This window comes from Kribbella sp. NPDC050281 (genome assembly GCF_040655855.1).
In the GTDB taxonomy this organism is placed as follows: Bacteria; Actinomycetota; Actinomycetes; order Propionibacteriales; family Kribbellaceae; genus Kribbella.
Map to the genome: position 1 here is coordinate 185,492 of NZ_JBFAKS010000008.1, position 23,130 is coordinate 208,621.

The following is a 23,130-nucleotide window of genomic DNA, read 5'->3' on the forward strand; positions in this document are numbered from 1 at the left end:
GATCACGAAGAGTGATTGGATGAACCGATTCAGGTTTTTTCCTTCACTCTACGTGAATAAGACTGTAGCCTTAACGACGTCGGGAAGGAGGTGCAGCACAGTGGTCTTCGTTCTCACGGTAGATCAGCGAGGCAGCCGAAGCATGACCGATCTCGTACCCGAGCTACTGAACATCCTGAACCGCCGGCCGCGGCGGACCGGTTTGCTCCGCAAGTTCGAGCGGACGGCCGGCGACGAGGTGCAGGGCGTGCTGTCCGAGGCGCGCGCCACGATCGAAGTGATCGTCGAGCTGCTGCGCGCCGACACCTGGTACGTCGGGCTCGGAGTCGGTGAGGTCACGCAGCCGCTGCCGCGCAGCACGCGGGCCGGCAGCGGGGACGCGTTCGTGTTCGCGCGGGAGGCGGTGAACCGGGCCAAGTCAAGCCCGCACCACGTCAACGTGGTCGGGTCCGACGCGCACTGCGCCGAGCAGGTCGAGACGGTGTTGTGGCTGATGGCTTCGGTGCTGCGGCGGCGGAGCGACCGCGGGTGGGCTGTCGCCGACCTGCTGGCCGAAGGGCTCACCCGGCGCGAGATCGGCGTGAAGCTCGGCATCAGTCAGTCCGCGGTGACCCAGCGGGCCCAGGCCGCCGGAGTCGCCGAGGAACAACGTGGACGGGTGCTGGCGGCCGAGCTACTCGACGCTGGGGCCACCGCGTGACGGCACTCATCCTGTCGTTCACCGCCGCCGGCCTGATCCTCGCCGTTCTAGCGTGGGTCCCCAAGGCCGGGTCGACGCTGGAGATCGCGCTCAGCGGCGTGATGCTGGCCTGCCTGATCACCGTCGGCGTCCTGCTGCTGGCCGGCGACGGTGTCGAGGGCTGGCGCGAGCGCTGGTGGAACGTGCTGCTCCTGCTGGCCGGCGGGCTGGCAGTGACCGGTGGCGGCCCATTGACGACATCTGTGCTGGCTCTCGTCGACCGGGGCAACACGAGAGCGCAGTCGACGCAGAAGGCCGGTGAGGTGCTGCGCGGCGGCGCTCTGATCGGTTCGCTCGAGCGCCTGGCCATCTACGCGGCGCTGGTGGCCGGCTGGCCCGAGGGGCTTGCGATCGTGCTGGCCATCAAGGGCCTGGCTCGCTATCCGGAGCTGCGCAGTCCCGACCAGCCGGCGTCGGTCACGCCCCAGGCGGTCGCCGAGCGGTTCATCATCGGCAGCTTCACCAGTGTGCTGTGGGCAGTGGCCTGCGCCGGCTTCCTGCTGTCGCGCTGACCCTCAGTCCTTGAGGACGTACGTCGACATGACCTTGTCGTGCCAGGTCTGCTTCTGGTCGTCCCACAGCGGGGAGTCGTTTGCCCTGCGCCGGGAACGCCGAACGCCGCGGCCTGAACAGGCCACGGCGTCCGGATGAAACCTGAAACGTCAGAGCTTGATGACGTAAGTGTTGTTGATCTTGTCCGCGAACGTCTGCCGCTTCTCGTCCCACAGCGGCCACAGGTAGCCGATGTAGCAGGCCATGCCGTCCAGGATGTGGGTGATCTGGCGCAGGAACGCCTTGCCCGGCCCGACCGGCTGGCCGCTGATCCCGTCGATCAGCCTGAGGCCCAGCGCCGACTTGCCGAGGGTCTGTCCGGTGGTGCCCTGGCGGAACACGATGTTCCAGATCCCGAGGCCGATGCCGACCAGGTAGAACAGCAGCGCCAGGATGGCCATCGCCGAGTTGTTGCCGCTCGCAAGCGCCGCGCCGATGCCGTACGGCACCCCGATGATCAGGACGTCGATCAGCCAGCCGCCGACCCGGTTCGGCCAGGCCGCCAGGTTGCTGGGTACGCCGTACGCGCCGGGCTGACCGTACTGCTGCGGGTAGCCCGGCTGACCGCCGTACTGCGGGTAACCCGGCTGCTGCCCGTACTGCTGGGGCTGCTGCCCATACTGGCCAGGCTGCTGACCGTACTGCCCGGGCTGTTGCCCGTAGCCCGGCTGCTGGCCGCCATAGCTGGGCTGTTGCTGCCCGTACTGGCCCGGCTGCTGCCCGGGCTGCCCGTACTGGCCTGGCTGGCCGTACTGACCCGGCTGCTGGGGGTCCTGCGGGCCGTAACCCGGCGGTGGCGTCGGATTGCTCACGACGATCCCTTCTAGTGAATACAGATGAGGAGTGAGTTGCAGGCTAACGGTCCGACGGCTCAGCTCCGGCTACGGATCCCACGAGATGAGAGTTACCGTTGTCCGGTGAGTCTTTCGCTGAGCGTCGTACTCCGGCCGACCGGTCCGGTCCGCCCGTTGGACCGCCGAGTGCTCGGCGCGGCGGCCGTCGGAGTGGGTGGATTCGCCCTCGCGGCTGTGTACCAGTTGTCCGGCCAGCAGATCGGCATCCCCTGCATCCTGCACGCGACCACGGGGCTGAACTGCCCGTTCTGCGGCTCGACCCGGATGGCGGCCGCCTTGCTGCGTGGGGATCTGGACGCCGCCTGGCACTTCAACCCGGTCGTGCTGGTGATCGGCCCGCTCATCGGTGTTGCCATCGGCTACCAAATGCTTGCCTGGGCACTCGAATCGCTGCGGCTGATCCGCCTGCCCCGGCTGACGGTCAGCCCGCGCACACTCGGCTGGCTGACCAAGGCACTGGCCGTGATCCTGATCGTGTACGGCGTCGCCCGCAACCTGAACTGAGACGTCGCGGGCGGACCACCGCCGCCGCCCGCGACGAGCCGTCAGTTGTACTGCGTGATGGTGTAGATCGTCGAGAGCACGATCGAGACGATGCCGCCGATCCAGGCGACCTTCGCCAGCGTGTCCGGCTTGCCCTGCTCACGGAATTTGCCCTGGGCAACCAGACCGAGGACGACCGAGGCGATACCGCAGCAGAACCAGCAGACGATGCCGATGATCGACAGCACCTGCGGGGTGTTGTTCTGCGGCGCGGCCGGAGCGCCGTAGCCGTAGGCCCCGCCCGGGTACTGCCCGTACTGGCCTGGCTGGCCTGGCTGCTGACCGTACTGGCCCGGCTGCTGCCCGTACTGACCGTACGCCCCAGGCTGCTGCTGCCCGTAACCAGGCTGCTGGCCATATCCAGGCTGCTGCTGACCGTATCCCGGCTGCTGCCCATAGCCCTGCTGTCCGGGCTGCCCGTACTGTCCGGGCTGGCCCGGCTGTCCAGGCTGGCCGTACTGCCCCGGCTGCTGCTGGCCGTACTGCCCAGGCTGCTGTTGTCCGTACTGGCCCGGCTGCTGGCCGTAGGGATCCTGCTGCTGCTCGCCGTACTGGCTCGGCTGGTCTGCCTCGTTCTCGCCGGGGGTGTCCTGCGGCCTGTTCTGGTCGTTCTGATCATCGCCGGGGGGAGGCGTCGGAGTACTCACCGCAGTCCCTTCTGAGACGTCTAGGAATCCTCGCAGGCTATCTTTTCCACAGGTTCCCGGTCACGCCCCCGCGCCGCTCCCCAGCCCCCTACGCTGAGTGGGTGACCGAGAGCCCGATGCCATTCCCAGTGCCTGTCCCGCATCAGCAGTCCTGGCAGCGGCTGCCCGGCGGCCCGGTCCTCGTGACCATCGGTGACATCTCCGTCGAGCAGTTCCGGATCGTCAGCCCGGCTGGGGTGTTGCGCACGCACGGGGCGAACTGGTGGGCGATGGACATGTCGCGGACGGAGGAGCGGATCCCGGGCTGGGCGATCGCGTTGGCGATCGTCTTCGCGTTGGCCTGTCTGCTCGGGCTGTTGTTCCTGTTGTGCAAGGAGCGTACGACGACCGGGTTCGTCCAGGTCAGCGTGCAGAGTGGCGGCCGCACGCACACCACCCACGTCCGGGTGAGCTCTGCGCACCAGGCCGCCGATGTGCTTGCTCGCGTGAACTACGCGCGGACCGTCTGCCTGTGAAACGGCGAACGGCCGCCGCGAGGAAACCCTCGCGGCGGCCGTTCGATCGGGTGGAACGGATCAGCCGAAGCGGCCGGTGATGTAGTCCTCGGTGGCCTTCTCGGTCGGGTTGGAGAAGATCTGCTTGGTCGCGCCCATCTCGATCAGCCGGCCGGGCTTGCCGGTCGCGGCCAGGTTGAAGAACGCGGTCTGGTCCGAGACCCGGGCCGCCTGCTGCATGTTGTGCGTGACGATGACCACGGTGTACCGGTCCTTCAGCTGCTCGATCAGGTCCTCGATAGCGAGCGTGGAGATCGGGTCGAGCGCCGAGCACGGCTCGTCCATCAGGATCACTTCGGGCTCGACCGCGATCGCCCGGGCGATGCACAGCCGCTGTTGCTGGCCACCGGACAGCCCCGCGCCCGGCTTGTCCAGGCGGTCCTTGACCTCGTTCCACAGGTTCGCGCCGTGCAAGGACTTCTCCACCGTCTCGGTGAGTCGCTTGCGGTCCTTGACGCCGTTCAGCTTCAGCCCGGACGCGACGTTGTCGAAGATCGACATGGTCGGGAACGGGTTCGGCCGCTGGAAAACCATGCCGACCACCCGGCGGACAGCGACCGGGTCGATGCCGGAGCCGTACAGGTCCTGCTGGTCCAGCAGCACCTTGCCCTCGACCCGGGCGCCGGGGATCACCTCGTGCATCCGGTTCAGGGTCCGCAGGTAGGTGGACTTGCCGCAGCCGGACGGGCCGATGAACGCGGTGACCGAGCGGGGCTCGATCGTCATCGACACGTCCTCGACGGCCTTGAAGTCGCCGTAGTAGACGTTGAGGCCACTGACCTCGATGCGCTTGGCCATATCGACTCAGAACCTCTCGTGACTATTTCGACTTGACGGCGCTGAACCGGGCAACCAGCCGGGCCAGCAGATTGAGTGCCAGGACAAGGAGGATCAGGGTGAGTGCCGCCGCCCAGACCCGGTCCGCGGCCGGCTGCAGCGCCAGCTCGGTCCGGTCCTGGTTGATCATCGTCGGCAGCGCGCCCATGAACCCATTGAACGGGTTCAGGTTGATGTTCTTGGAGTAGCCGACCAGGATCAGCAGCGGAGCGGTCTCACCCATCACCCGGGCCAGGCCGAGCATGACGCCGGTGATGATGCCGCCGAACGCGGTCGGCACGACGACCTTGAGGATGGTCTTCCACTTCGGCACGCCGAGTGCGTACGACGCCTCCCGTAACTCGTCCGGGACGAGTTTCAGCATCTCCTCGGTCGAACGCAGTACGACGGGCAACATCAGCAGCACCAGCGACAGCGACACCGCGAAACCGACCCGGTTGAAGCCGAAGATCGTGATCCAGACCGCGTAGACGAACAGCGCGGCGACGATCGACGGGACACCGGTGAGGATGTCGATCATGAAGCTGACCGCCCGGGCCAGCCGGGTGCCCTTGCCGTACTCGACCAGGTAGATCGCGCCGAGGATGGCGATCGGGACCGCGATCAGGGCCGTGATCAGGCCCATGATCAACGTGCCCATGATCGCGTGGTAGGCGCCGCCTCCCTCGCGCCGGACGGTGATCCCGCGCTGCGACTCGCTCCACCAGCTGGCGTCGAACAACAGGTGGTAGCCCTTGCTGATGACGGTCCACAGAATCCACACCAGCGGGATCATGGCGAGCACGAACGCGAGCGTGATCAGCACGGTGGCGAGAGTGTTCTTGAAGGCCCGCGCGCCCGACTTCCCGGTCAGGTCCAGAGCCTGCCCGTCGTACGCCGGTTTGTTGGCAGCAATCGTGGTCACGCTACGGCTCCTTCCTTCGCGGCGGTTCCGCCGGCGCTGCGGTTGCGCCGTGTCCGCTTCCCGCCCGGTCCGCTGCGGGCGACGATGATCCGGGCCGCGGAGTTGACCAGGAAGGTCACCACGAACAGCACCAGGCCGGCCGCGATGTAGGCACCGGTCTTCTCCGGCGAGTCGAACTCGGCGGCGTTGTTGGCGATCTTCGACGCGAACGTCTCGCCGCCGGCGAAGATCGAGGGGTCCCACGGGTCGTTGCCGTTCGGCACCGACAGGATGATCAGTACGGCGACGGTCTCACCGAGCGCCCGGCCCAGGCCGAGCATCGAGGCACTCACCACGCCGGACCGGCCGTAGGGCAGCACGGCCATCCGGATCATCTCCCACTTGGTCGCGCCGAGGGCGAGTGCGCCCTCGCGGTGCGCGACCGGGGTCTGGGTGAAGATCTCCCGGCTGATCGCGGTGACGACGGGCAGGATCATGATGGCCAGCACGACGGAGGCGGTGAACACCACGCCGACGTTGTCGCCCGGGGGTTTCTCGAACAGCGGCAGCCAGCCGAGCGCGGTGGCCAGGCCGTCGATCACCGGCCGCAGGATCGGCGCGAAGAACAGTATGCCCCACAGGCCGTAGATGATCGACGGGACGGCGGCGAGCAGGTCGACCGCGTGCGCGACCGGCGTGGCCAGCCGCTTCGGCGCGTAGTACGTGACGAACAGCGCGACGCCGACCGCGATCGGGACCGCGATGATCATCGCGATGATCGAGCTGATCACGGTGGTGTAGAACATCGCCGCGATGCCGAACCGGGGCTGGTCGCCGCCGGGCTCCCAGATCCGGGAGAAGAGGAAGCTGCTCTGGTCGTCGGCCAGTGCCGGGATCGCCAGCGCCAGCAGGAAGATGCCGACGAACGAGACGATCGCGATCACCAGGCCGCCGGAGCCGTGCGCCAGGCCGCTGAACAGCCGGTCGCCGAGGTGGCCGACCGGGCCGAGGTCCAGCTTCGGTCCCGCCTGATCATCGGTTGCTGCCACGGCGGCGGGTTCCGCCGGCCGGTCGGGCGGTTCCGTGCCGTCTGGACTACTCATCGATGGTGCTCCAAGCGCCTTGGTCGTGGGATCAGGTCCGGACTGAGGATCACGCCGTACCCGCTGCCGGGTCCGACGAGGCGAAGCCCCGGCCGCTTCCGATGACTCGGACCGGCCGGGGCTCGCATCAGTGCTGCTTCGTCGTCAGCGGATCGACCGACTCAGCTGATCGCCTGGATCGCCGCGTCGACCTTGGTCCGGATCTCCTCCGGCAGCGGCGCGTAGTTCAGGTCGGTCAGCGACGCCTGGCCGTCCTTGCTCGCGAAGTAGGTCAGGAAGCTCTTCACCAGCGCGGTCTTCTCGGCCGGCAGCCCCTTGGTGCAGGCGATCTCGTAGGTGACCAGGATGATCGGGTAGGCGCCCGCCTCCTTGGTCGCGTAGTCAAGCTTCAGCGCCAGGTCGGAGCCGGTACCGGCCGGCTTCGCGGCGGCCAGCGCCTTGCCCGCGGACTCGGCCGACAGCTCGATCGGGGTGCCCGAGCCGTTGTCGATCTGGGCGATACCGAGCTTGTTGTCGACGGCGTACGACCACTCGACGTAGGTGATCGAGTTCTTGGTGCTCTTCACACCCTCGGCAACACCCGCGGACTTCTCCTTGCCGGCACCCGTGCCGGTCCACTTCTTGGCCGGCTCACCGGTCCAGGCACCGGCGCCGGAGGCGGCCAGGTACTTGGCGAAGTTCTCGGTGGTGCCGGACTCGTCGGAGCGGAAGAACACCGAGATCGGGGCCGACGGCAGGGTGACGCCCGAGTTCAGCTTGGCGATCGCCGGGTCGTTCCAGGTCTTGATGGTGCCCTGGAAGATCTTGGCGGCGGTCGGGCCGTCCAGGACCAGCTTGTCCACGCCCTCGACGTTGTAGGCGATCGCGACCGGGCCGATGACCATCGGCAGGTCGACGGCCGCGTTGTTCGCGCAGCGCTTCGTGGCCGCGGTCATCTCGTCGGGCTTGAGGGCCGAGTCGGAGCCGGCGAAGTCGACCTGCGACGCGTTGAACTGCTTGATGCCCGCGCCGGAACCGGTCGGGTTGTAGTTCACCGTGACGTCGGCGCACTTCTCGTTGTACTTGCTGATGACCTCGTCGATGGCGTTCTTCTGCGCCGAGGAACCCTCGGCGTTCAGGGTGCCCTGCGGGCAGTCGGCGGCGGCCGAGGAATCCGAGCTGCTCGGGTTCGAGGAGCCGGACGGCTCCGGGTCACTGCCACAGGCGCTCAGAGCGAGCACACCGAGGGATGCCACGGCGACGGAGCCGACGCGGAGCAGGCGATTGACGGACACGAGAGTGTTGCCCTTCTGCGGGAATCAGACTTCTGAACTTCCACAGACGGTAGGGAGACCAGATGACCGACCGGTCCGTCGTCGGTGAACGACCGGTGAACGATTCCAATAGCGTGTGCGACGGTTGGCGTGCCGCCAGGCGGCCAGCAGGTGAACTGCGTTAAGAGCTGTGACGCTGTGTAGATCCGAACCCTGTGCGACGCACACTTCGGTGACGCTGAGCACATTCTCTTCGGTGAACAACCGGCATCGGATTCAGCTGGAGAAATCCTCCGGGGCCACGCCGTCGAGGAACTGGCGGAAGCGTTCGAGCTCGGCCTGCTCCTCCTCCGGCGTCGCCACGCCGGCCTCGCGGAGCACCTGTTCGGTACAACGGATCGGCGTACCGAGCCGGACCGCGAGGGCGACCGAGTCGCTCGGCCGCGCGGACACGCGGGCACCGTTGCCGAGGACAAGTTCGGCGTAGAAGACCGCGTCGCGCAACTCGACGATCTCGACCGCCTCGATGTGGACGCCGAAGGCCTCGATCAGGTCGCGCATCAGGTCGTGGGTGAGCGGACGCGACGGGCGCAGGCCCTGCTCCTCGTAGGCGATCGCCGTCGCCTCGACCGAGCCGATCGAGATCGGCAGGTAGCGGTAGCCCTCGGTCTCGCGCAGCATCATCACCGGGGCCCGGTTGGGCGATTCCATCCGGATCCCGATCAGTGTCAGTTCTCGCATCATCGTCATGGTGCGCCCCGAACCTCTCCTCAGGCCGGCACCCGGTGGAGCGCCGGTTCCTCGGTAGGAACATACCCGTCACTACCAGTGTCACCCCGGTGCCCCAGCGGCTGTGCCTGGATCGTCACCGAGCCGTGCCCGGGGTGTGTCAACGATCACCTTCAGGGGGCGCCGAAGCGTTCGTGCACCAGCCGTCCGTCGGCCAGTCGGTGCGCCACCACGAAGGCGCCAGGGGAGAACTTGCCCATCCTCAACCCCAGCTCCCGGGACAGCGCCGGCAGCACCGGCCGGTGCGAACAGATGGCGGTCACCTTGCCCTCTCTCCAGGCCCGGTCCGCCAATCCACGGATCGCTCCCGGGTCGGCGTCGTACCCACGCTCGGAGATCTCCGGCCACAGGTGCATGTGCCGGTCGATCGAGGCGGCGTACGGCGTGAGGGTCGCGGCACACCGCTCCGCGTCGCTGCTGATCACCCGGTCCACTCCCAGGGCAGCCAGTACGTCGACCAGTCGCTCGGCTACCGCCGTACCGGTGTCATTGAGCGGTCTGTTGGTGTCCTTGCCGTCCCATTCCTTGCGCTTCACCGCAGCGGCGTGCCGCACCAGGACGAGGGTGGCGACGACCGGGATCACCCGGTCGAGGTTGTCCAGGATGTCCACGTCCCGCGGGTAGCTGAGCTTGGTGCGGGCCTTGTCCACCGGCAGCCAGGCGATCTCGTCCACCTCGTCGTTGGGGCGGAAGTCGCCGTCGTCGACGGGTGTGGCGGACCAATAGTGCACCAGCTTCGGCACGGTCCCGCCGTTCTTGCGGACCGGGTAGCGCTGCACGCCAACCGGTGGGCCCAGCACGACCCGGAGCCCGGTCTCCTCCTCGATCTCGCGGCCGGCCGCACTCAGGACGTGCTCGTGTTCGTTCAGTTTTCCCTTGGGCAGGGACCAGTCGTCGTACCGGGGACGGTGCACCAGCAGCACCTGCCGGGTGTCGCGGCGCTCACGCCACACGACACCACCCGCGGCGATGACGGTCGCCGGGTTGCTCATGATTCCAGCCTAGGTAATCGGGTCAGCGGTTCTGCGTCGGCCACGCGTGGCGATGAGTCTTTCCTGCAGGTCGCGCAGCGGTTCTCCGTCCGGTCCGGTCAGTTTCGCCTGCCAGGTGTCGTCGGCCTGTAGCCACCACGACTGGGTGCCCTCGTCGAGTGCCAGGTCGAAGAGCTCGTCGAGCTCGGTGATGTGGTCCTGTTGCTTCAGCTGGACCAGCACCTCGACCCGTCGGTCCAGGTTGCGGTGCATCAGGTCGGCCGAGCCGATCCACACCTCCGGTTCACCACCGTTCTCGAAGTAGAAGATCCGGCTGTGCTCGAGGAACCGGCCCAGGATGCTGCGCACCTGGATGTTCTCGGACAGGCCGGGGATGCCGGGCCGGAGGGTGCAGATGCCACGGATCCACAGCTCGACCGGTACGCCGGCCTGCGACGCCCGGTACAGCGCGTCGCAGAGGGCCTCGTCGACCAGGCTGTTCACCTTGATCCGGACCTTCGCGGGCCGGCCGGCCAGGTGGTGCTGCACCTCTCGCTCGATCCGCTCCATCAGGCCCCGCCGCACCGACTGGGGTGCGACCAGGATCCGCCGGTAGCCCGAGCTGCGGCCGAAGCCGGACAGGTGGTTGAACAGGTGGGCGATGTCCTCGGTGACGACGCGGTCGCTGGTGAGCAGGCCGAGGTCCTCGTACAGCCTGGCGGTCTTCGGGTGGTAGTTGCCCGTGCCGATGTGGGCGTAGCGGCGCAGACCATCCGGCTCGTCGCGCACCACCATCGACAGCTTGCAGTGGGTCTTGAGGCCGATCACGCCGTACACCACATGGCAGCCGGCATGCTCGAGCTGGCGGGCCCATTTGATGTTCGCCTGCTCGTCGAAGCGGGCCTGGATCTCCACCAGCACCAGTACCTGCTTGCCCGCCTCGGCCGCGTCGATCAGCGCGTCCACGATCGGGGAGTCACCCGACGTCCGGTAGAGCGTTTGCTTGATCGCCAGCACATGCGGATCGGTGGCGGCCTGCTCGATGAACCGCTGCACGCTGGTCGAGAACGAGTCGTACGGGTGGTGCACCAGTACGTCGCGCTGCTTCAGGGCGGCGAACATGTCCGCCGGGTTGGACGTCTCCACCTCCGCCAGGTGCGGGTGGGTGGACGGCACGAAGCCGGGGTACTTCAGCTCGGCCCGGTCCAGACCGGCGATGTTGAACAGGCCACGCAGGTCCAGCGGGCCGGGCAGTTCGAACACCTCGGCAGCGGTGACGCCGAGCTCCGACAGCAGCAGCGCCTTCACCTGCGGATCGATCGACTCCTCCACCTCGAGCCGGACCGGCGGCCCGAACCGGCGGCGCAGCAGCTCCTTCTCGAGCGCGGCCAGCAGGTTCTCGGCGTCGTCCTCCTCGACCTCCAGGTCCTCGTTGCGGGTGACCCGGAAGGTGTGGTGCTGGGTGACCTCCATCCCCGGGAACAGCTGCCCCAGGTGGGTCGCGATGATGTCCTCGAGCGGGACGAACCGGCCCTCGGCGACCTGCACGAACCGCGGCAGCAACGGCGGCACCTTGACCCGGGCGAAGTGGTCGCCGCCGGTGTCGGGGTTGCGGACCACGACCGCCAGGTTCAGCGACAGGCCGGAGATGTACGGGAACGGGTGCGACGGGTCGACCGCCAGCGGCGTCAGCACGGGGAAGACGCGGTCCCGGAAGAACCGGGTCATCTCCTCCCGCTCAGTGTGCTCGAGCTCGTCCCAGCGGAGGATGTCGATGCCCTGCTCGGTCAGCGCCGGCTGGACCGCCTTCTGCCAGGTCTCCGCGTGCCGGTCCATCAGCTCGCGGCTGCGGGCCAGGCTGCGGTCGAGCACCTCGCGCGGGAGCAGGCCGCTGGCCGCACGGACCGCCACACCGGCGGCGATGCGGCGCTTCAGACCGGCGATCCGGACCATGTAGAACTCGTCCAGGTTGTTGGCGAAGATGGCCAGGAACTTGGCCCGCTCGAGCAGCGGGATCCGGTCGTTCTCGGCCAGCTCGAGAACGCGCTGGTTGAACGCGAGCCAGCTCAGCTCGCGATCGGAAAAGCGGTCCTCCGGGAGGTCGCCGGCCGCCGTGATGTCGTACGGCGGCTCGACGTCGTACTCCCGGTTGTGGGACGCCAGCAAGTCTCCTGCCACGTTGTCCAGCATCCCACCCTTTGGTGAACGAGAGGTAGCCATGGGCATGTTCGAATCGCAGCCGGTACCGCCGCGGACCGGCTGCTGTTGCTAGCGTCTCGCCTTGTGAACCCACGACTGGACTCGCTGCTCGGCAACGCGGTGTCCGCCGTTCAGGCGAACGCGGTGAAGCCGCTGTACGCGCTGCCCACGGCCGTCCGGAGGCGGCTGGCCGGTGCGCCGATCCAGATCGACGGCAACACCCTCGACCCCGAAGTGCAGCTGCTCCTGCGCGCCGACGGCTTGTTGCCAAGCACAACGAAATCGAACGTGGCCACGGCGCGTGCGCATCTGCGCACGGCGTGCAAGCTGGTCGCCGGGAATCCGCGGGAACTACACCGTGTGACCGAACTCACCGTCCGCGGTGCCGACGGCCAGCTCGGCGCCCGCCTGTACGTGCCCCGGGACGCCGGTCGCGGGCTGCTCGTGTTCCTCCACGGCGGCGGCTGGGTCGTCGGCGACCTCGACACCCACGACTGCCTGTGCCGGGCGCTGGCCGACGATGCGGGTATCCGGATCCTCTCGGTGGACTACCGGCTGGCCCCGGAGGCGCCCGCGCCCACGGCCGCCGAGGACGCCATCGCGGCCTTCACCTGGGCGGTCGATCATGCCGAGGACCTCGGGGTCGATCCCGCTCTGGTGGCCGTCGGCGGCGACAGTGCCGGCGGCAACCTGGCCGCCGTCGTCGCCCAGCAGTGCGTCAGCCGCGACCTCGGGCGTCCGGCGCTCCAGGTCCTCCTGTATCCGGGGCTCGACCTCGTCCATCGTCGCCCCAGCCGGGACCTGTTCCCGGAGGGCTTCATCATCACCGAGCACGACATCATCTGGTACCGGGACCACTACACCCCTGACCCCGGAGTCAGGCCCGACCCGCTGGTCTCGCCCATCCTGGCCCCCGACCTCACCGGTCTGGCCCCCACCTACATCGCCACCGGCGGCTTCGATCCGCTCCGTGACGACGGCAACGAGTACGCCGACGCCCTGAAGGCCGCCGGCGTCGCGGTCACCCACATCTGCCACACGTCGCTGACCCACGGCTTCCTGAATCTCCTCGCCGTCCCCGGCGCGGTCCAGGAGGCGCGCGCTCATCTCACCGATCACCTCAGAGCCACGCTCCGCTGATCGGTGTTGGGGGCCAGGAGCCGCCCGGCTGGGGGGTAAGAGGCACGGACGGCTCCTGGTTGATGGTGTGACGTGTCCGGCCGCGGTTCATGACGCGAAGTGAGCCGGCCACTTCGCTGTGACGTCGTTCACAGGGTGGCGGAGGGTGCGTACTGGACGTCCAGCGCGGCCGTCGTGAAGCCGAGGGACGTGTAGAGACGACGGGCCGCCGTGTTGGTGCCGTCGACGTAGAGGACGACTGCATCGAGGCCGCGGTCCTCCTGGAGGTAGTGGAGACCTTGGAGCGTCAGCGCCTTACCCAAGCCGCCGCCCTGGTAGTCGGGGGAGACGCCGACCACGTAGACCTCTCCGACCCCGTCCTCGATCTTCGTCCAGTGGAAACCGGCCAGATCGCCGCTCTTGGCATCCACCGCCAGGAAGAACCCGGCCGCATCGAACCACGGCTGCTGCAGCCGCTCGGCCAGATCCTCCGCCGTCCAGCTGCCCTGCTCCGGGTGGTCCGCGAACGCCCGCGCGTTCACCTGCAGCCAAGCCGCGTCGTCCTGTCCCTCCACGAACGTCCGTACGTCGATGCCCTCGGCCCACACTGGGTCGGGCAGTGCCGCCCGGGTACGCCGGAGGAAGTAGAGCTCCCGGGTGACCTCCAGGCCCAGCCGGGTGGCGAGCTCGTCGGAGCCGGGCAGACGTCCGTGGGCCCAGACCCGGATCCGGTCGCCACCGTGGTCGAGCAGCATCCGGAGCAGCGCCGTACCGGTGCCTCGGCGTCGTGCCGCTGGGGTTACGACCAGCTCGGCGGATCCGTCGGCGGCCAGGGCGCCGTACCCGATGAGGTTCCGGGCGCTCTGCAGGCCGGAGACCTCGATGGTGCCGGGTTCGCCCTCGTACGCGAGGACGTGGACGTCGCCGGAGTGCTCGCCGTCGAGATGGAGCAGTGTGCGCTCCGACAACGGATTCACTCCGTCGCTCTGTGCCGCCAAATGGGCGAGCTCTGTGACGGCGGCGGCAGTGGCCGGGGGCAACGGTGAGGGTACGGCTTCGAGAGTCACCCGAATACCGTAAAAGGTCCGGACGAGTTCATGCTCAAGTCCTTTCAGAGGCCCGGCGAGTCGGGTAATTTCGCGGCACCGCGCATCAAAGGTGATCGCAACGACGACGGAGAAGACATGGCCTTGACAGGACGAGACAAGACGTGGCCGAGGAAGCGATGGGCCCTCGGGCTGGTCGCCGCCGGGACGGCCGCTGTGCTCGGCTTGGCCACGGGGGGAACCGTGACCCAGGCTGCGACGGCGAAACCGAAGCCGACGCACACCCAGATCCAGCTGCTCGCCATCAACGACTTCCACGGCAACCTGGAGCCGGCGACCGGCTCGAGCGGCAACATCAACGGCACGCCGGCCGGCGGAGCGGCGTACCTCGCCACGCACCTGAAGCAGATGCGCGCGGCCGCGCAGGCCAAGGGACAGGATTCGGTGACGGTCGCCGCGGGTGACCTGATCGGTGCCTCGCCGCTGCTGTCGGCCGCGTTCCACGACGAGCCCACGATCGAGGCTCTGAGCGGGATGGGCCTGGAGGCCGCCTCGGTTGGCAACCACGAGTTCGACGAGGGCTGGCACGAGCTGCTCCGGATGCAGACCGGCGGCTGCCTGCCGGACGGCGACGGGCAGAACAACCAGAACTCCTGCCCGGACCCCACGCACCCGTTCACGGGCGCGAAGTTCAAGTACCTGTCGGCGAACGTGTTCTTCGAGAACACGCAGAAGACGCTGTTCGCGCCGTACACGATCAAGACCTTCAAGGACGGCCGCAAGGTCGGGTTCATCGGTATGACGCTGGAGAACACACCGAACATCGTCACCAAGTCCGGCGTCGAGGGCCTGACGTTCAAGGACGAGATCGAGACGGCGAACGCCCTGGTCCCGGTGCTGAAGAAGAAGGGCGTCGAGTCGATCGTCGTGCTGCTGCACGAGGGCGGCTTCCCGGCCGACCCGCGGGCCTACAACAGCTGCCCGGGCATCTCCGGCCCGGTCGTCGACATCAACGCCGGACTGGACCCGGAGATCGACGCGATCATCTCCGGCCACACCCACCAGGCGTACAACTGCACGCTGATGGACAGCGCCCCGCAGCCGCAGCCGCGGCTCGTCACCAGCGCCTCGTCGTTCGGTCGGCTTGTGACCGAGGTCCGGCTGAGCATCGACAACAAGACCGGTGACGTCGACCGGCTGAACACGATGGCCAACAACCAGATCGTCACCCAGGACGTCCCGCAGGACCGCAAGACGAGCGAGTTGATCGCGAAGTACAAGACGCTGGTCGACCCGATCGCGAACAAGGTGATCGGCCACCTCACCACCCCGTCGGTGGTGCGCACTCCCGACGACTCGCTCGAGTCACCGCTCGGCAACCTGATCGCCGACGCGCAACTGGCGGACCCGTCGGTGGTGACGGACGGGAAGACACCGGTGGTGGCGTTCATGAACCCGGGCGGCATCCGGGCCGACCTGGCCTCGACCGGTGGTCAGGTCACCTTCGGACAGGCGTTCACGGTGCAGCCGTTCAACAACTTCCTGGTGTCGATGGACATGACGGGCGCCCAGATCAGGGCCCTGCTGGAGCAGCAGTTCTCCGGGGTCAACGGTCCGGAGCCGGCCAAGTTCAAGGTGCTCCAGGTCGCCGGCATCACCTACACCTGGAACCCGGCCGCCGCGGCGGGCTCGAAGGTGGTGGCCGGATCGATCAAGATCGCCGGTCAGCCGCTGGTGGACGCGACGTCGTACCGGATCGTCACGAACAACTTCCTCTCCGACGGCGGTGACGGCTTCCCGGCCTTCACCACCGCGACGAGCAAGTTCTTCGGCGGCCTCGACATCGACGCCTTCGCGAACTACCTGACCGCGCACGACCCGTACACGCCGGTGGCGACGGACCGGATCTCGATCGGTTCCTGACGTCAGAGGAAGAACTTCACCAGCACGATGGCCAGGGAGGCGGCGGTGGTCAACGCCGCCTTCCCTGAGCCGAAGCCGCGCTTGAACGCGGTGCCGAACACGGCGACCGTCAGCGGCACCAGCATGACCAGCAGCGTGATCCCGGCCGCATGCACTCCGACATGCGACCGCCCGGTCAGCACCAGGCCAAGGACGAATGCGAACGTCAGCCCGAGCCAGGTCGTGATCTGGATCGGCCCGTCGTCAATGCGATGTCCGCGATGCGACGCTCGGGTCGCACGGCGATGCGAAGTCGGAGCAACGTGCGCCATCGGTCACCTTCCGAAAAGAACCGAGTACGCAAGGTAGCAGCATCTTCCCCAGAAGGTAAAAGCCCCAGCCACCCGCGAACAGTCCCAGCCACCGCCGAATGAAGGAGCCTCGCGGGTACGACCGGGCGTGCGGCACCAGCGCTCGGGACCTCGGACAGGATCTGGGGACCTCGGACACGTTATGACCTGTCCCAGGTCCCCGGTTCCTGTCCGCGGTTCCTGTCCGCGGTTCCTGTCCGCGGTCCTCGGTTCCCGGTTCGTGGCCGCGGGTTCGGGTTCCTGGGGGTTGGTCAGGGTCCGGGCCGGGGGCGGGTTCAGCTGGCTGCGGATGGGTGCTCAGCCTGGGGGCGGTGCTCAGCCGCCGGCGAAGGGTGGGAGGGCATCGACCTGGGCGCCGGCGTGCAGCGGAGTCGCGGGGTCGGCGCGCTGGCCGTCCAGTAGGAACGTGCAGATGCCGAGCACCCGGGCCAACTCGGGCCGGTCGGTGGAGACGGTGCCGATGAGGTCGCGGATCGAGGTGGCGTCGGCCGTCGCGGAGGACTCGCCGGCGGCGCTGCGTGCGGCGGCGAAGTACCTGATGGTCACTTCCGGCATCTGGGAGTACGCCTCACTGGTCGATAGCTCTTCCGCTATTATGTCAGCTTGCTGTTGCTACCCAGTGTGTCTCAGGTCCGCGGCAACGACGCCGCCGGGGCCTGACGACCGGGCACAAGGAGACAGCGTGAGTACGTTGCTTCTGCTGACGAACGCACTGCAGGCCTCCACGGAGGTGCTGCCGTCGCTCGCGCTGCTTCCGCATCAGATCCGGATCCTCCCCGCCGAGGTTGCCGCGCTGGTCGATGCTCCCGACGCGGATGCCGTCCTGCTCGACGCCCGCCGTGACCTGGTCGCCGTCCGGGGCGTCTCCCGCCTGATCCGGACCACCGGGATCGAGGTGCCGCTGATCCTCGTCGTCACCGAGGGCGGTCTGACCGCGGTGAACGCCGACTGGGGCGCGGACGACGTACTGCTCGACACTGCCGGTCCCGCCGAGATCGAGGCTCGGCTGCGGCTGGTGATCGGCCGCCTCGCCGCGGCCCGCGACGAGGACCCCGACTCCAGCCTCATCCGTACCGGCGATGTCGTGATCGACGAGGCGTCGTACACGGCGAAACTGAACGGGCGGGCGCTCGACCTCACCTACAAGGAGTTCGAGCTGTTCAAGTTCCTCGCGCAGCACCCTGGCCGGGTGTTCACCCGCGAGCAACTGCTGCAGGAGGTCTGGGGCTACGACTACTTCGGTGGCACCCGGACGGTCGATGTGCACGTACGACGGTTGCGCGCGAAGCTCGGCCCGGAGCACGAGTCCCTGATCGGCACCGTGCGCAACGTCGGCTACCGCTTCGTCGTCCCACCGGTCACCACCCGCGAAACCGCTGACGCGTCGGCCTGAACCAGGCGGCCGTCTCAGTCCTCGGGGCGGCCGCGGAGGCGCTTGGTCTGGCCTCGGCGTTTCTTGTCGTCGAGCCTGCGCCGGACGGACCCCTTGCTCGGCTTGGTCGGCCGCCGCTTCCTCGGCGGTGGTGCGATCGCCTCCCGGATCAGCGCCACGAGCCGCTCGCGAGCCGCCTCCCGGTTCCGCCACTGCGACTTGTACTCCGACGCCGCGATCGTCACCACACCGTCGACCAGCCGCGACCCCAGCCGTTCCAGCGCCCGCGCCTTCAGTACGTCGCTCAGTGCCGTGGTCGCCGCCACGTCGAAACTCAGCTCCACCCGGCTGTCCGTCGTGTTGACCGACTGCCCACCCGGTCCACTGGACCGCGAGAACCTCCACCCCAACTCGCTGTCCGGAATGACCACCCCCGCTCGCACCACCAGTCCGTTCTCCACCCGCCCATTGTCCAGTCCGAGGAGTGAAACGGCTGGTTGAAGCGTAAACACTGCGACGTACTGTTGATTGCTATGAGCCTGGGGACATGGGTACTGGTAGCGGCGGTAGCCGCTGGTGTCCTGTTCAGCCTGGCCAAGGTGTGGTGGGACGGGCGGTTCCGGAAGGTCGTGACGCGGGAAGTGGACGGCGTGGAGCGGGTTTCCGCGGCAGAGGTCGGTGCGGAGCTGGGGGAGCGGGCGACGCTGCTGCAGTTCTCGTCGGCGTTCTGCGCACCGTGCCGGGCGACCCGGCGGACACTGGCCGAGGTCGAGGGCATGGTCGACGGCGTGCGGCATGTCGAGCTCGACGCGGAGTCGCACCTGGATCTGGTCCGGCGGCTCGACATCCTGCGGACCCCGACGACGCTGGTGCTCGACCGCACCGGAGCGGTCGTCAAGCGCGCCAGTGGTGCGCCGCGCAAGCCCGACGTGATCGCAGCGCTGGCGACCGCGCTCGACCGCCAGCCGCAGTAGACGGCGTCCGGTAGCTGCCAACCCGATGGCGGATGCACCGCCTCGTAGGGAATGCTGTGCCCGTGAGCTACCCAGCCGGTTGGTACGACGACCCACAGGACCCGACTCAGCAGCGCTACTGGGACGGCAACGCCTGGACTGATCAGCGCCGTGGCCAGCAGAGTCCGGGTCCGTACCAAGGTCAGCAGTACGGGCAGCCCGCCCAGCACGGCCAGGTGTACGGCGGAGGGCAGTCCGGCCCGCCGACCCAACCGCAGTACGGCCAACCCGCGCAGTACGGCCAGCCGACGCAGTACGGACAACCCCAGCAGTACGGACAGCCTCAGCAGTACGGGCAACCGCAGTACGGGCAGCCGCAGCAACAGGGACAGGGCTACCCCACGTACCCGCAACAGCAGGGCGGCTACGGCTACCCCGGACTGCGGGTGGCCTCGACTCCGGACGGCCAGCCGCTGTCCGGCTGGTGGCGCCGCGTCTGGGCCCGTGTCCTCGACTCGATCATCGTCGGGATCATCGGCCTGCCGCTGACCGGCTACTTCTACTACCAGTACTTTCAGGTGATCTGGGACTACCTCGAAGACACCATGGACGCCGCGGCCGCGGGGAACACCCAGCCGAGCACCACGTTGCCGGCCGAGGCGTACCAGTGGATGATCCCGGCTGTGCTGATCGGCCTGGTGGTCGCCTTCGCCTACGAGTACTTCTTCCTGACCAAGAAGGGCGCGACGCCGGGCAAGATGGCGCTGGGTATCTCGGTCCGGCTGCGCGACGTCGCCGGCCTGCCTCCGGGTCAGGCAGTGGCGAAGCGCTACGGCTTCATCATCGGCCTCAGCCTGCTCGGCGCGATCCCACTGATCGGCACCCTGTTCGGGTTCATCGCGCTGATCAACTACCTCTGGCCGCTCTGGGACGACAAGAAGCAGGCCCTGCACGACAAGGTCGCCGCCACGAACGTGGTCCGGACCAGCTAGGCCTGTCCGAAATCTGATCAGTTGTCTCACTCAATGGGACCAGAGTCGGACAGTCACCCGGGTTTCCGTAGTCTCGATCCGTGGCATACACGACATGGCTGACCAAGCGCCGGGCAGTGGACAACTGCCGGGTGCGCTCGTCGCTGTGTCGTCGCCGCTGACCAGGCGGCGTCCCGAGCGCTGCGGAACCGGTCGCTGAGCATGGTTCCGCGTACGTCGTCTCCCCGCAGACCCGGGCGGGTCCGGCTCGAACCACTCCTTCTCCGGGAGTCGTCATGTCCGATCGGACGGCGCAACAGCACACGGTGAAACACCCCCAGGTCGACCCGCGGGGACTCCGGTTCGCGGCCGGCGTCACCACGGTGCTCCTGGCTCTGACGCTCGTACTGAACAGCGCCTGGCCGCTCGCGGTGCAGACCGTGGTGTTCGCGATCTCGGTCGCGTTCGGCGTCCAGGCATCGCCGTACGGGCAACTGTTCAAGCGGCTGATCCGGCCACGGCTCGGTCCGCCCAAGGAGTTGGAGGATGCCGCTCCGCCGCGGTTCGCCCAGCTGGTCGGCCTCGTCTTCGCAGTCGTCGGTCTGGTCGGGTATCTGACCGGTGCGACGGTGCTCGGCGTGGTCGCCACCGGATTCGCCTTGGTCGCCGCGTTCGTGAACGCAGCCGTCGGGCTCTGCCTCGGTTGCGAGGCCTATCTGCTGATCCACCGCATTCGTACGCCAACCCGTGACACCAACGCCGCTACCAACTGAGAAGAGGCAGCACACATGAGCAGGGAATCCGCGCTCGTCTCGGCCGACTGGGTCGAGGAGCACAAGAACGACGCCGGGGTCGTCCTGATCGAGGTCGACGAAGACGTCTCGGCGTACGACGCCGGCCACATCGCCGGCGCGATCAAGCTGGACTGGAAGGACGACCTGCAGGACCCGGTCCGCCGGGACTTCGTCAGCCAGGAGCAGTTCGAGGCGCTGCTGTCCGACCGCGGCGTGAAGAACGACGACACGGTCGTGCTCTACGGCGGCAACAACAACTGGTTCGCGGCGTACGCGTACTGGTACTTCAAGCTGTACGGGCACGGCGACGCCCGGCTGCTCGACGGCGGGCGCAAGCGCTGGGAGCTGGACAGCCGCGAGCTGACCGACGAGGTCGTCAAGCGCGAGGCCACCGAGTACAAGGCGAAGGCGCAGGACCTGAACATCCGTGCCTTCCGCGACGAGGTGAAGGACGCGATCGGCGTGAAGAACCTGGTCGACGTCCGCAGCCCCGACGAGTACGCCGGCCGGCTGCTGGCTCCGGCCCACCTGCCGCAGGAGCAGGCGCAGCGCGCCGGGCACATCCCGACCGCGGCGAGCATCCCGTGGAGCAAGGCGGCCAACGACGACGGCACCTTCCGCTCCGACGACGAACTGCAGAAGCTGTACGCCGACGCGGGCGTCGACTTCGGCAAGGACACCATCGCGTACTGCCGGATCGGCGAGCGCTCGGCGCACACCTGGTTCGTGCTGCACGAGATCCTCGGCCAGGCGAACGTGAAGAACTACGACGGTTCCTGGACCGAGTGGGGTTCGCTGGTCGGCGTACCCGTTGCCCTGGGCGACGAGCCCGGAAAGGCCTGACACATGTGCGGAGCGAAGAAGGGCGGCCTCGACCTCAAGGGTGTCGACGTCGACAAGGAAGCCGTCATCCAGGGCCAGGTCCTGCGCGGCGAGGAGCCGGTCGGTGGCGCGTACGTGCGGCTGCTGGACTCCTCCGGTGAGTTCACCGCCGAGGTGCCGACGTCGGCGACCGGGCACTTCCGGTTCTTCGCGGCGCCGGGCAGCTGGACGCTGCGCACGCTGGCGCCGAAGGCCGACCCGGTCGACCGTCAGGTCGTCGCCCAGTACGGCGCGGTCGCGGAAGTGTCCGTCACCGTCTGAGCCGTCGATCGTTACTGATGGTGCCACCTCCACCCGACGGTGGCCCACCCTGAAGTAAGCCCCGAAGGGCCCGGACCTTGCGCGTTCGGGCCCTTCGGCATGTCCGGATCCGCCGCCGTACAGGGCTTTGCGGTCATCGTGCCCGAGTTACGGGTACGGCGTGAAATCTCGGCTGCCGGGCGGCCAGGTAACGGTTTGGTCTCGGAGCGGGGTCAGCTCGTCACCTACCGCAATCGGCTGAGTTGTGTCTGTGTCCTGACCCGCACTTCGGGTCACGTCATCACTCAGGGAGGAGGGGTCAATGCGACCCCGCATCGGATACAAGAAGCTCGCCGCCGTCGGAGTTGCGGCGGTTGTCGGCGTGGCTTCTACGATCGCGCTGACTTCGGGTTCTGCGTCCGCCTCGCCGGTTTTCGGATACAGCGGCTACTCGTACGGGACCGACGTTGAATCCGGGCTGGCGAACAGCGGCCCGCAGGTGGTCAGCAAGTTCGGTTGCACCACGGACGCCACGAAGGCCGACAAGAACGACATCGCCACGGCGAACGTGAACAACCAGGCGATCGCCCGCAGCGTGCGGACCGACACGCACGCGTTCAACGACAACAGCGGGACCGGCGTCACCAGCAACGCGACCGCCGTTGACATCAAGGTCGGCAACCTGCTCACGCTGACGGGTGTGAAGACCACCACCACGGCGAAGTACTCCAAGGGCCAGCTGTCCTACACCGGCAACACGACGTTCGCCGGCGTGAAGATCGGCGCCCTCTCGGTGCCGTCGCTGATCAAGCCGAAGTGGAACACCAAGGTCGCCGTTCCGGGCCTGGGCTACATCGTGCTGAACCGTGTCGGTGGCGTGAAGACCAGCTCCGGCATCTACTCGTACGCGCAGGCGGTCGTGCTGCACGCGACGGTGAAGAACCAGTACATCCCGGAGGGTGTCGACGTCGCGGTGCTGAAGACCCGCGCGGAGATCTCCAAGCCGGCCACCGCGCTGGTGATCGGTGATGCGTACGGCACCAAGGCCAACGCCGACAAGCTGGCCGTCTCCGGCCCGACGTCGCTTCAGACCACCTGCCAGGGGACTGAGGGCAAGACGGTGAAGGTGGCCGTCGGCGAGCTGAACATCCCGAAGGTCGCCTACGTGGGCGCGGTCTACACCACGAAGAACGGCGCCATCGGCGAGAACAAGTCCTACATCAACTTCACCTCGCACGTCGGTGGAGTGAAGGTCGGCAACCTGTCGATCGGCGCCATCGAGTCCTCGGCGTCGGCGTGGAAGACCAAGGACGGCAAGGGCGGCGTGAGCTCGTCCTCGAGCATCGCCTCGATCAAGGTCGGCAACAAGACCTACCCGGTCGCGACCGGCGAGAACAAGACGCTGGAGATCCCGGGTGTCGCCCGGCTGACCTTCAACCAGGTCCTGCGGCAGCAGCGGTACATCTCCGTGAACGCCCTGGTGATCGACGTCTACAGCCTGAACACCAAGGTCATCGTCGGCCACTCGGCCGCCGGCGTCGTCAGCTGATCCAGCT

The 23,130-nt window shown here is 67.9% G+C and carries 26 protein-coding genes; 13 read left to right on the forward strand and 13 right to left on the reverse strand.

The genetic code is table 11. The annotated features are described in order from the left end of the window. Positions 1-142 precede the first annotated feature (142 nt). Entirely contained in the window at positions 143-700 is a 558-nt protein-coding gene (locus AB0I34_RS11635; RefSeq protein ID WP_360443379.1) for a transposase, read from the forward strand. Further along, on the forward strand, positions 697-1,251 hold the full coding sequence (locus tag AB0I34_RS11640) for a hypothetical protein (protein WP_360443382.1): 555 nt from the start codon (positions 697-699) through the stop codon (positions 1,249-1,251). The genes AB0I34_RS11635 and AB0I34_RS11640 overlap by 4 nt, the downstream gene beginning before the upstream one ends. A 150-nt stretch (positions 1,252-1,401) precedes the next feature. On the opposite strand, the gene AB0I34_RS11645 is transcribed toward AB0I34_RS11640, so the two are convergent. Continuing rightward, positions 1,402-2,103 carry an RDD family protein gene (locus tag AB0I34_RS11645; protein WP_360443385.1) on the reverse strand — a complete coding sequence of 234 codons (702 nt, stop codon included), beginning with the start codon at positions 2,101-2,103 and terminating at the stop codon, positions 1,402-1,404. 105 nt (positions 2,104-2,208) lie between these two features. Here AB0I34_RS11645 and AB0I34_RS11650 point away from each other — a divergent pair, with 105 nt between their 5' ends. After that, positions 2,209-2,649: a DUF2752 domain-containing protein gene (locus AB0I34_RS11650; RefSeq protein ID WP_360443388.1), complete on the forward strand. Its 441-nt coding sequence runs from the start codon at positions 2,209-2,211 to the stop codon at positions 2,647-2,649. Between the two features lie 41 nt (positions 2,650-2,690). Here AB0I34_RS11650 and AB0I34_RS11655 read toward each other — a convergent pair whose 3' ends face one another. Continuing rightward, on the reverse strand, positions 2,691-3,335 hold the full coding sequence (locus AB0I34_RS11655; protein ID WP_360443391.1) for a DUF4190 domain-containing protein: 645 nt from the start codon (positions 3,333-3,335) through the stop codon (positions 2,691-2,693). Positions 3,336-3,436: 101 nt separating this feature from the next. Here AB0I34_RS11655 and AB0I34_RS11660 point away from each other — a divergent pair, with 101 nt between their 5' ends. Further along, positions 3,437-3,850 carry a hypothetical protein gene (locus AB0I34_RS11660; RefSeq protein ID WP_360443394.1) on the forward strand — a complete coding sequence of 138 codons (414 nt, stop codon included), beginning with the start codon at positions 3,437-3,439 and terminating at the stop codon, positions 3,848-3,850. A 60-nt stretch (positions 3,851-3,910) separates the two neighbouring features. Here the strand turns inward: AB0I34_RS11660 and pstB are convergent, their stop codons facing one another. From pstB to AB0I34_RS11695, 7 genes are all read right to left on the reverse strand, one after another. After that, the gene (pstB, locus tag AB0I34_RS11665) at positions 3,911-4,687 is read right to left on the reverse strand and encodes a phosphate ABC transporter ATP-binding protein PstB (protein ID WP_360443397.1); all 777 of its coding nucleotides are present in this window, start codon (positions 4,685-4,687) and stop codon (positions 3,911-3,913) included. A 22-nt stretch (positions 4,688-4,709) separates the two neighbouring features. Further along, positions 4,710-5,630: a phosphate ABC transporter permease PstA gene (pstA, locus tag AB0I34_RS11670; protein WP_360443400.1), complete on the reverse strand. Its 921-nt coding sequence runs from the start codon at positions 5,628-5,630 to the stop codon at positions 4,710-4,712. Then, positions 5,627-6,712: a phosphate ABC transporter permease subunit PstC gene (gene pstC / locus AB0I34_RS11675; protein WP_360443403.1), complete on the reverse strand. Its 1,086-nt coding sequence runs from the start codon at positions 6,710-6,712 to the stop codon at positions 5,627-5,629. Before pstC ends, pstA begins: the two co-directional genes overlap by 4 nt. 161 nt (positions 6,713-6,873) lie before the next feature. Then, entirely contained in the window at positions 6,874-7,986 is a 1,113-nt protein-coding gene (gene pstS / locus AB0I34_RS11680; protein WP_360443406.1) for a phosphate ABC transporter substrate-binding protein PstS, read from the reverse strand. A gap of 255 nt (positions 7,987-8,241) precedes the next feature. Next, positions 8,242-8,706: a bifunctional nuclease family protein gene (locus tag AB0I34_RS11685; RefSeq protein ID WP_165555556.1), complete on the reverse strand. Its 465-nt coding sequence runs from the start codon at positions 8,704-8,706 to the stop codon at positions 8,242-8,244. Between the two features lie 161 nt (positions 8,707-8,867). Then, complete coding sequence (locus AB0I34_RS11690; RefSeq protein ID WP_360443409.1) at positions 8,868-9,746, reverse strand: NUDIX hydrolase; 879 nt, start codon at positions 9,744-9,746, stop codon at positions 8,868-8,870. Positions 9,747-9,755: 9 nt separating this feature from the next. After that, a complete protein-coding gene (locus AB0I34_RS11695; protein ID WP_360443412.1) occupies positions 9,756-11,915 on the reverse strand; it encodes an RNA degradosome polyphosphate kinase in 2,160 nt (719 codons plus the stop codon). A 93-nt stretch (positions 11,916-12,008) separates the two neighbouring features. Here AB0I34_RS11695 and AB0I34_RS11700 point away from each other — a divergent pair, with 93 nt between their 5' ends. Then, positions 12,009-13,064: an alpha/beta hydrolase gene (locus tag AB0I34_RS11700; RefSeq protein ID WP_360443415.1), complete on the forward strand. Its 1,056-nt coding sequence runs from the start codon at positions 12,009-12,011 to the stop codon at positions 13,062-13,064. A 128-nt stretch (positions 13,065-13,192) separates the two neighbouring features. On the opposite strand, the gene mshD is transcribed toward AB0I34_RS11700, so the two are convergent. Further along, entirely contained in the window at positions 13,193-14,110 is a 918-nt protein-coding gene (gene mshD, locus AB0I34_RS11705; protein ID WP_360443418.1) for a mycothiol synthase, read from the reverse strand. 117 nt (positions 14,111-14,227) lie between these two features. Between mshD and AB0I34_RS11710 the strand changes: the two genes are divergently transcribed. Continuing rightward, on the forward strand, positions 14,228-16,012 hold the full coding sequence (locus AB0I34_RS11710) for a bifunctional metallophosphatase/5'-nucleotidase (protein ID WP_360443421.1): 1,785 nt from the start codon (positions 14,228-14,230) through the stop codon (positions 16,010-16,012). A 2-nt stretch (positions 16,013-16,014) separates the two neighbouring features. Here AB0I34_RS11710 and AB0I34_RS11715 read toward each other — a convergent pair whose 3' ends face one another. Beyond that, positions 16,015-16,323, reverse strand: coding sequence for a hypothetical protein (locus tag AB0I34_RS11715; RefSeq protein ID WP_360443424.1), 309 nt, complete (start codon positions 16,321-16,323; stop codon positions 16,015-16,017). A 354-nt stretch (positions 16,324-16,677) separates the two neighbouring features. Then, a complete protein-coding gene (locus tag AB0I34_RS11720; protein ID WP_360443427.1) occupies positions 16,678-16,917 on the reverse strand; it encodes a MoaD/ThiS family protein in 240 nt (79 codons plus the stop codon). A gap of 127 nt (positions 16,918-17,044) precedes the next feature. Between AB0I34_RS11720 and AB0I34_RS11725 the strand changes: the two genes are divergently transcribed. Continuing rightward, positions 17,045-17,755, forward strand: coding sequence for a response regulator transcription factor (locus AB0I34_RS11725; RefSeq protein WP_360443429.1), 711 nt, complete (start codon positions 17,045-17,047; stop codon positions 17,753-17,755). Positions 17,756-17,769: 14 nt separating this feature from the next. Here AB0I34_RS11725 and arfB read toward each other — a convergent pair whose 3' ends face one another. Further along, positions 17,770-18,195 (reverse strand): alternative ribosome rescue aminoacyl-tRNA hydrolase ArfB, encoded by a 426-nt coding sequence (gene arfB, locus AB0I34_RS11730; RefSeq protein WP_360443432.1) that lies wholly within the window; start codon positions 18,193-18,195, stop codon positions 17,770-17,772. Between the two features lie 72 nt (positions 18,196-18,267). Here arfB and AB0I34_RS11735 point away from each other — a divergent pair, with 72 nt between their 5' ends. The 6 genes from AB0I34_RS11735 to AB0I34_RS11760 all read left to right on the forward strand — a co-directional run bounded on the left by AB0I34_RS11735 (position 18,268) and on the right by AB0I34_RS11760 (position 23,123). Continuing rightward, a complete protein-coding gene (locus AB0I34_RS11735) occupies positions 18,268-18,708 on the forward strand; it encodes a thioredoxin family protein (protein WP_360443435.1) in 441 nt (146 codons plus the stop codon). A 62-nt stretch (positions 18,709-18,770) separates the two neighbouring features. Then, positions 18,771-19,679 carry an RDD family protein gene (locus AB0I34_RS11740; RefSeq protein WP_360443438.1) on the forward strand — a complete coding sequence of 303 codons (909 nt, stop codon included), beginning with the start codon at positions 18,771-18,773 and terminating at the stop codon, positions 19,677-19,679. A gap of 275 nt (positions 19,680-19,954) precedes the next feature. Continuing rightward, a complete protein-coding gene (locus AB0I34_RS11745) occupies positions 19,955-20,431 on the forward strand; it encodes a DUF4395 domain-containing protein (RefSeq protein WP_360443441.1) in 477 nt (158 codons plus the stop codon). 15 nt (positions 20,432-20,446) lie between these two features. Next, positions 20,447-21,295, forward strand: coding sequence for a sulfurtransferase (locus AB0I34_RS11750; RefSeq protein WP_360443444.1), 849 nt, complete (start codon positions 20,447-20,449; stop codon positions 21,293-21,295). A gap of 3 nt (positions 21,296-21,298) precedes the next feature. Further along, on the forward strand, positions 21,299-21,595 hold the full coding sequence (locus AB0I34_RS11755; RefSeq protein WP_131518391.1) for a DUF1416 domain-containing protein: 297 nt from the start codon (positions 21,299-21,301) through the stop codon (positions 21,593-21,595). A gap of 301 nt (positions 21,596-21,896) precedes the next feature. After that, positions 21,897-23,123 (forward strand): choice-of-anchor P family protein, encoded by a 1,227-nt coding sequence (locus AB0I34_RS11760; protein WP_360443447.1) that lies wholly within the window; start codon positions 21,897-21,899, stop codon positions 23,121-23,123. The last annotated feature ends 7 nt before the right edge of the window (positions 23,124-23,130 follow it).

What these genes read in the sequence shown, in the direction of transcription:
- AB0I34_RS11735 (WP_360443435.1), top strand. Translation starts at nt 18,268, where the DNA reads ATGAGCCTGGGGACATGGGTACTGGTAGCGGCGGTAGCCGCTGGTGTC.
- pstB (WP_360443397.1), bottom strand. Translation starts at nt 4,687, where the DNA reads ATGGCCAAGCGCATCGAGGTCAGTGGCCTCAACGTCTACTACGGCGAC.
- pstC (WP_360443403.1), bottom strand. Translation starts at nt 6,712, where the DNA reads ATGAGTAGTCCAGACGGCACGGAACCGCCCGACCGGCCGGCGGAACCC.
- AB0I34_RS11690 (WP_360443409.1), bottom strand. Translation starts at nt 9,746, where the DNA reads ATGAGCAACCCGGCGACCGTCATCGCCGCGGGTGGTGTCGTGTGGCGT.
- AB0I34_RS11685 (WP_165555556.1), bottom strand. Translation starts at nt 8,706, where the DNA reads ATGCGAGAACTGACACTGATCGGGATCCGGATGGAATCGCCCAACCGG.
- AB0I34_RS11750 (WP_360443444.1), top strand. Translation starts at nt 20,447, where the DNA reads ATGAGCAGGGAATCCGCGCTCGTCTCGGCCGACTGGGTCGAGGAGCAC.
- AB0I34_RS11755 (WP_131518391.1), top strand. Translation starts at nt 21,299, where the DNA reads ATGTGCGGAGCGAAGAAGGGCGGCCTCGACCTCAAGGGTGTCGACGTC.
- AB0I34_RS11760 (WP_360443447.1), top strand. Translation starts at nt 21,897, where the DNA reads ATGCGACCCCGCATCGGATACAAGAAGCTCGCCGCCGTCGGAGTTGCG.
- AB0I34_RS11695 (WP_360443412.1), bottom strand. Translation starts at nt 11,915, where the DNA reads ATGCTGGACAACGTGGCAGGAGACTTGCTGGCGTCCCACAACCGGGAG.
- AB0I34_RS11715 (WP_360443424.1), bottom strand. Translation starts at nt 16,323, where the DNA reads ATGGCGCACGTTGCTCCGACTTCGCATCGCCGTGCGACCCGAGCGTCG.
- AB0I34_RS11745 (WP_360443441.1), top strand. Translation starts at nt 19,955, where the DNA reads ATGTCCGATCGGACGGCGCAACAGCACACGGTGAAACACCCCCAGGTC.
- AB0I34_RS11635 (WP_360443379.1), top strand. Translation starts at nt 143, where the DNA reads ATGACCGATCTCGTACCCGAGCTACTGAACATCCTGAACCGCCGGCCG.
- AB0I34_RS11710 (WP_360443421.1), top strand. Translation starts at nt 14,228, where the DNA reads ATGGCCTTGACAGGACGAGACAAGACGTGGCCGAGGAAGCGATGGGCC.
- AB0I34_RS11720 (WP_360443427.1), bottom strand. Translation starts at nt 16,917, where the DNA reads ATGCCGGAAGTGACCATCAGGTACTTCGCCGCCGCACGCAGCGCCGCC.